Annotated in this window: 2 protein-coding genes; one reads left to right on the forward strand and one right to left on the reverse strand. The window is 61.4% G+C overall.

Annotated elements, in window-relative coordinates:
• The coding region (locus WB785_RS19090; protein WP_424080862.1) for a penicillin-binding transpeptidase domain-containing protein at positions 1-656 on the forward strand (656 nt) is incomplete at its 5' end.
• 297 nt (positions 657-953) lie between these two features.
• On the opposite strand, the gene WB785_RS19095 is transcribed toward WB785_RS19090, so the two are convergent.
• The gene (locus WB785_RS19095; RefSeq protein ID WP_424080863.1) at positions 954-1,442 is read right to left on the reverse strand and encodes a hypothetical protein; all 489 of its coding nucleotides are present in this window, start codon (positions 1,440-1,442) and stop codon (positions 954-956) included.
• Positions 1,443-1,892 lie beyond the last annotated feature (450 nt).

The raw sequence follows: 1,892 nt of genomic DNA on the forward strand, positions 1-1,892 counted from the left end.
GTCCGGGGACGATCGACATCGGGCATCGCACCATCCCGAACTACGGCGGATTCGACTTGGGTGTGGTGCCGATGTCACGGGCATTCGCCAGTTCGTGCAACACCACCTTCCCCCAGTTGGCCAGCAAGATGCCGCCGCGCGGTTTGAACCAGGAGGCAAGCCAGTACGGCATCGGCCTGGACTACCAGGTGGACGGCATCAACACGGTCACCGGTTCCGTACCGCCGACGGTCGATTTGGCCGAGCGCACCGAGGACGGCTTCGGTCAGGGCAAGGTGGTGGCCTCCCCGTTCGGCATGGCGCTGGTCGCGGCCACCGTGGCCGCCGGAAAGACGCCAGTGCCCAAACTGATTGAGGGGCGCTCGACAACAATCACCGGCGACACCACACCGATCAGTGAGAAAGTGCTCGACGGTCTGCGCCCGATGATGCGGCTAGTAGTCACCAACGGCACCGGCAAGGACATCGCCGACTGCGGGGCAGTGTTCGGAAAGACCGGTGAGGCTGAGTTCCCCGGCGGTTCGCACTCGTGGTTCGCTGGCTACCGCGGCGATATGGCGTTCGCCTCGCTGATCGTCGGGGGCGGTAGTTCGGAGTACGCGGTACGGATGACGAAGTTCATGTTCGACTCGCTACCGGGCGGATATCTGGCTTAACAGCCGGTATGGGCTACCCACAAAAGGCTTGTCGCCCGGCCAGGGGGGCGTAGCCGGGCGACAAGGTCCTGATGACTGAGCTAGACAGCCCACCCCTCCGAGGTTGTCGAACTTCCCCCCCGACTGGCCGGTGTTGTCAAGGTCCGGCCACCTCCATCAGGGAACTGGATTACTCAGTAACCCAAGGGAAAAGCATGGGGAACACCGATCTGGCCGGCGAGACTTATGCGGCCCCGCCGGCCAGACGGTCACCCCCCGTCAACGAACGGGTCGCTCACGCTAACCCGGACGCCGAGATTACGGGCTCGCCGGGAATCCCAGCAGCACGTCGATCAGCGGGCCCAGAAGCAGCGGGCCGAGGCCGGTCGGGTTCAGCAGGTCGGCGTCAAGGGTCGTGCCGAGGTAACCGAGGAAGTCGTCCGGAACCAGGTAGCCGCCGCCGGGGAGGTAACCGGCGATGTCCGGGTCGACCTGGGTTACGTATGCGCTGGGGTCGAGCCCGAAGAACAGCTGCTCGAGCGGGTGCGCGGTGCCCGAGGCTTCAAAATTGTCGACCAGGGTGTCGACTGCTGCCGCATTGCCGGGGTTGCTTTCGAACATCGACTGGTCCAACGCCACGTTGTCTCTGATTTGTCCAGCAGATAACCCGATTGTTCCGGGTCCTCCGAACAAGTCCTCATACGCGTCGGCGTCGGCGTGGGCGGTGCCCATGCTGATGAACCCGGCGACAGCTGCGCCGCTGATGGCCGCGCTGAAACCTAACGCGGTAGAATGCTTGCGACTCATGTGCGAGCCTCCAATCTCAGTGTCATTCGATGTGGATTGTGGGGTTGCCGCCCCACAGCCGTTGGCTCGTACATGAGTCTTTGCCCCCATTAAGAGCCCTCGACGAGGGCAGCATATAACAGAACATAGCTTTAGTTAAGCTTTTTTCTAACATAAATCTCAGGCGAAGTTGGGTCGGCCTTAAGGCTGCTCTTAGTTGCCGTTCGGCTAGCAGAATCGGAATCTCTGCGCTCAGCCGGACGATTTGCTTGGGAGGCCACGTGTTCGCCGCAGCGGGCGCGTCTGACCCGAAAAGCCAGGTCAAACGCATCGCAACCACGACTAACAAGCGCCGTTGATCGCGGTGCCTGCATTTGTCCAGCGCTGGATGTAAAAATCCAGGAAAATGGACAGCCAATCAAGGGAACCGAACAATAGCTCTACATAAGTCAAATATAGATAAGAAGCGAC

The sequence above is a fragment of the Mycobacterium sp. genome, from assembly GCF_049585075.1.
GTDB lineage: Bacteria > Actinomycetota > Actinomycetes > Mycobacteriales > Mycobacteriaceae > Mycobacterium.

Coding starts and splice junctions, on each gene's coding strand:
- WB785_RS19095 (WP_424080863.1), bottom strand. CDS start 1,442: ATGAGTCGCAAGCATTCTACCGCGTTAGGTTTCAGCGCGGCCATCAGC.